The 4,877-nt window shown below is 71.3% G+C and carries 4 protein-coding genes; all 4 read left to right on the plus strand.

Going from position 1 to position 4,877, the window contains the following annotated elements; translation table 11 throughout:
• The coding region (locus ACXJKL_RS14525; protein WP_457207755.1) for an MIP/aquaporin family protein at window positions 1–693 on the plus strand (693 nt) is incomplete at its 5' end.
• A gap of 67 nt (window positions 694–760) precedes the next feature.
• Entirely contained in the window at window positions 761–2,278 is a 1,518-nt protein-coding gene (gene glpK / locus ACXJKL_RS14530) for a glycerol kinase GlpK (protein ID WP_457207756.1), read from the plus strand.
• A 72-nt stretch (window positions 2,279–2,350) separates the two neighbouring features.
• Window positions 2,351–4,066 carry a glycerol-3-phosphate dehydrogenase/oxidase gene (locus tag ACXJKL_RS14535; RefSeq protein WP_457207757.1) on the plus strand — a complete coding sequence of 572 codons (1,716 nt, stop codon included), beginning with the start codon at window positions 2,351–2,353 and terminating at the stop codon, window positions 4,064–4,066.
• A 61-nt stretch (window positions 4,067–4,127) separates the two neighbouring features.
• A partial coding sequence (rlmN, locus tag ACXJKL_RS14540) for a 23S rRNA (adenine(2503)-C(2))-methyltransferase RlmN (protein WP_457207758.1) occupies window positions 4,128–4,877 on the plus strand: 750 nt, incomplete at its 3' end.

Raw genomic sequence — 4,877 nt, forward strand, 5'->3', positions numbered from 1 at the left:
GCGTGGGCCTGGGGCCTCGGTGTCACGCTCGGCGTCTACGTCGCGGCCCGGCTCTCCGGGGCCCACCTCAACCCGGCGGTCAGCATCGCCCTCGCGGCGTTCACCGAGTTCGAGTGGCGCAAGGTGGCGCCCTACGTCCTCGCCCAGACCGCGGGCGCCTTCGTGGCCGCCCTCGTCGTCCGGGCGACGTACGCCGATCTCATCGCGGCCGTCGACCCCGGGCACACCATCGCGACCCAGGGCATCTTCTCGACGCTGCCCGGCAACGGCGCGGCGCACGTCAGCATCCCGACGGCCTTCCTCGACCAGGTGGTGGGCACGGCGATCCTCGTCTTCGTCATCTTCGCGCTGACGTCCGCGTGGAACAACCCGCCCCTGGCCAACCTCGGTCCGGTGGTGGTCGGGCTGCTCGTGGTGGCCATCGGGATGGCGTGGGGAGCCAACGCCGGCTATGCGATCAACCCGGCTCGCGACTTCGGTCCGCGCCTCGCCTCGCTCATGACCGGGTACGGCGACGCGATGCGCGACCAGAACGGCGACCTCTACTTCTGGTTGCCGATCGTCGCGCCGATCATCGGCGGACTCGTGGGTGGCGCGCTCTTCAAGGTGCTGATCGGATGGCACCTCACGCCCACGGAGGACGAGGAGGTCGTCGTCAGCGAACCCGTGCGGGAGGCGGACGCCCAGCGCTGACCCGTCCACTGCAGCAGTCCGTCGCCCATCACCAGAACCGTCCATCCACAGCACGAAGGAGCACACCATGGCCGAGTACGTCGGAGCCGTCGACCAGGGCACCACCAGCACCCGTTTCATGATCTTCGACCACGCCGGTGAGGAGGTGGCCCGCCACCAGCTCGAGCACGAACAGGTCATGCCCCAGGCCGGATGGGTGGAGCACGACCCGGTGGAGATCTGGGAGCGCACCAGCTCGGTGATCCAGACGGCGCTGCGCAAGGCCGGTCTGTCGCACGAGGACCTCGCTGCCGTGGGGATCACCAACCAGCGCGAGACGACGGTCGTGTGGAACAGGCGCACCGGTCGACCGGTCTACAACGCGATCGTCTGGCAGGACACTCGCACCGACCGCATCGCCTCCAAGCTCGAGCGCGACGGCCACGGGGACCTGATCCGCCAGCGTGCGGGGCTGCCGCCGGCCACGTACTTCTCGGGAGGCAAGATCCAGTGGATCCTCGAGAACGTGGACGGGGTGCGCGACTCCGCCGAGCAGGGCGACGTCATCTTCGGCACGACCGACTCCTGGCTGATCTGGAACCTCACCGGCGGGGTCGACGGCGGCGTGCACGTCACCGACGTCACCAACGCCAGCCGCACCATGCTGATGGACCTCKAGACCTGCGAGTGGGACGACGAGCTCATCGCCCTGTTCGACATCCCGCGGGCGATGCTGCCCGAGATCAAGTCGTCGAGCTGCCCGGAGGGCTACGGCACGACCCGTGCGGACGGGCCGTTCCGCGGCGAGGTGCCCCTCACCGGCATCCTCGGTGACCAGCAGGCCGCCACGGTCGGGCAGGTCTGCTTCGAGCCCGGGGAGGCCAAGAACACCTACGGCACCGGCAACTTCATGCTGCTCAACACCGGCACCGAGCTGGTGCGCTCGAAGAACGGCCTGCTCACCACGGTCTGCTACCGCTTCGGCGACGACGCGCCCGTCTACGCGCTCGAGGGTTCCATCGCCGTCACCGGCTCGGCCGTCCAGTGGCTGCGTGACCAGCTCGGGATCATCTCGGGTGCGTCGCAGAGCGAGTCGCTCGCCCGTCAGGTGGAGGACAACGGCGGGGTCTACTTCGTGCCCGCGTTCTCCGGCCTGTTCGCGCCGTACTGGCGCTCCGACGCACGCGGCGCGATCGTCGGCCTGTCGCGCTACAACACCAACGCCCACGTGGCGCGGGCGACGCTGGAGGCGATCTGCTACCAGAGCCGTGACGTCGCCGACGCGATGGAGCAGGACTCCGGGGTCAAGCTCGAGGTGCTCAAGGTCGACGGCGGTGTGACCGCCAACGAGCTGTGCATGCAGATCCAGGCCGACGTGCTCGGCGTCGAGGTGAGCCGCCCGGTCGTGGCCGAGACCACCTGCCTCGGAGCGGCGTACGCCGCCGGCCTGGCCGTGGGCTTCTGGGAGAGCACCGACGAGCTGCGCAAGAACTGGAACGAGGGCAGGCGCTGGTCCCCGCAGTGGGACGACGAGCAGCGCTCCGCCGGTCACGCGCAGTGGAAGAAAGCCGTCACCAGGACGTTGGACTGGGTGGACGTCGACTGACCCGGTCGACCCAGGACCCCCGCGGTCCCCGCGCGTGCACCACCCGCAGACCCCCCCGAGAGAGGCACCACCATGCGAGCCGTCCCGTTGTCCCCCGAGTCCCGTGAGGCGTCCCTGCACGCCATGGCCACCGAGCAGCTCGACGTCCTGGTGATCGGCGGGGGCGTGGTGGGCGGTGGTGCGGCGCTGGACGCCGCGACCCGGGGTCTGCGGGTGGGACTGGTCGAGGCCCGCGACTTCGCTTCGGGCACCTCGAGCAGGTCGAGCAAGCTCATCCACGGCGGACTGCGCTACCTGGAGATGCTCGACTTCGCCCTGGTGGCCGAGGCGCTGAAGGAGCGCGGCCTGCTCATCCAGGAGCTCGCTCCGCACCTGGTGCGGCCGGTGCCGTTCCTCTACCCGCTGCGCCACCGTGGGTGGGAACGTCTGTACGCCGGGTCCGGCGTCGCCCTGTACGACGCGATGGCTCGGGTGTCGGGGCGCGCCGGCGTGCCCCTGCACAAGCACCTGACCAGGCGCGGAGCCCGGCGGCTGGTGCCCTCGCTGCGCAAGGACGCGCTGGTCGGCGCCCTGCACTACTACGACGCGCAGGTCGACGACGCCCGGCACACCATGTTCCTGTCCCGCACCGCGGCGGCGTACGGCGCCCACGTGGCCTCGCGGGCGCGGGTCGTCGAGCTGACCCGCGAGGGCGAGCGGGTCACCGGTGCCGTCGTGCGCGACCTCGAGACCGGCGCCACCATCACGGTGCGCGCTCGACAGGTCATCAACGCGACCGGCGTCTGGACCGACGAGACCCAGTCGCTGGGCGGGCAGCGGGGCTCGTTCAAGGTGCGGGCCAGCAAGGGGGTCCACCTCGTGGTGCCGAAGGACCGGATCCGCTCCGAGGTCGGCCTCATCCTGCGCACCGAGAAGTCGGTGCTCTTCGTCATCCCGTGGGGACGGCACTGGATCATCGGCACCACCGACACCGACTGGGAGCTCGACAAGGCGCACCCCGCCGCCAGCGAGGCCGACATCGACTACCTCCTCGAGCACGTCAACGCGGTGCTCGAGCAGCCGCTGACCCGCGACGACGTCGAGGGTGTCTACGCCGGGCTGCGGCCGCTGCTCGAGGGCGAGTCCGACGCGACCTCCAAGCTGTCGCGCGAGCACGCGGTCGGGCACCCCGCGCCCGGGCTCGTGGTCGTCGCCGGCGGCAAGTACACGACGTACCGGGTGATGGCGAAGGACGTGGTCGACGAGGCCGTCTACGGGCTGGAGGACCTGGACCGTCGTGTGCCGGCCTCGATCACCGAGCGGGTGCCGCTGCTGGGCGCCGACGGCTACCACGCGCTGTGGAACGCCCGGCACCGCCTGGCCGCCGACACCGGGCTGCACGTGGTGTGGATCGAGCACCTGCTGCAGCGCTACGGCACGCTCGTCCACGAGCTGCTCGCCCTCGTGGCGGCCGACCCGTCGTTGGGCGAGCCGCTGACCGGCGCGGAGGACTACCTGCGGGTCGAGGTCGTGTACGCCGCCAGCCACGAGGGCGCCCGGCACCTCGACGACGTGCTGACGCGGCGTACCCGCATCTCGATCGAGACCTTCGACCGTGGCCTCGGCGCGATGGAGGAGGCCGCCACGCTGGTGGCCCCGGTCCTCGGCTGGAGCGAGGCGCAGGTGGCGCTCGAGGTCGAGCACTACCGTGCCCGGGTGCGCGCCGAGCGGGAGAGCCAGGTGCAGCCCGACGACGAGACCGCCGACGCGGCACGCCTCGGGGCTGCCGACGTGGTGCCGCTCACATGAGCGGGTCCCGGGGATCGGGCATTGGCCCGGGTCGGCCCGTCGGTGGGAGACTCGAGGCCTGATGTCTGCTCCCGAGACCGAACCCGTCAAGACCCTGCCGCTCGTCTTCAACGAGCCGCGGGGTCGCAAGAAGCCGCCGCGCCACCTCGCCGACCTCGACGAGGCGGGCCGCAAGGACCTGCTGACCGAGATGGGCCTGCCCGGGTTCCGGGCCAAGCAGCTGTCCACGCACTACTTCGGGCGTCTCGTCGACGACCCCGCCGAGATGACCGACCTGCCCGCCACCCAGCGGGACGAGCTGGTGGCCGCGCTGCTGCCCGACCTGATGACGCCGCTGCGCACCCAGGAGGCCGACAAGGGCACCACGCGCAAGACGTTGTGGCGACTCTTCGACGGCGCGCTCGTCGAGTCGGTGCTGATGCGCTACCCCGACCGCGCCACGGTCTGCGTGTCCAGCCAGGCCGGCTGCGGGATGGCCTGTCCGTTCTGCGCGACCGGCCAGGGCGGCCTCCAGCGCAACATGTCCACCGCCGAGATCGTCGAGCAGGTCGTGGCCGGCGCCCGGTCGATGGCCCGCGGCGAGGTCCCCGGCGGTCCGGGCCGCGTCTCCAACGTCGTCTTCATGGGGATGGGCGAGCCGCTGGCCAACTACAAGGCCGTCATCGGCGCCGTACGCCGCCTCACCGATCCCTCGCCCGCCGGCCTCGGGATGAGCGCGCGCGGGATCACCGTCTCCACCGTCGGGCTCGTGCCGCGGATCAACCAGCTGACCGAGGAGGGCATCCCGGTCACCCTCGCGCTGAGCCTGCAC

It is taken from the genome of Nocardioides sp. P5_C9_2, assembly GCF_054049555.1.

Excerpts from the sequence above, each read along its gene's own strand:
- ACXJKL_RS14535 (WP_457207757.1), top strand. The coding sequence starts at position 2,351 with ATGCGAGCCGTCCCGTTGTCCCCCGAGTCCCGTGAGGCGTCCCTGCAC.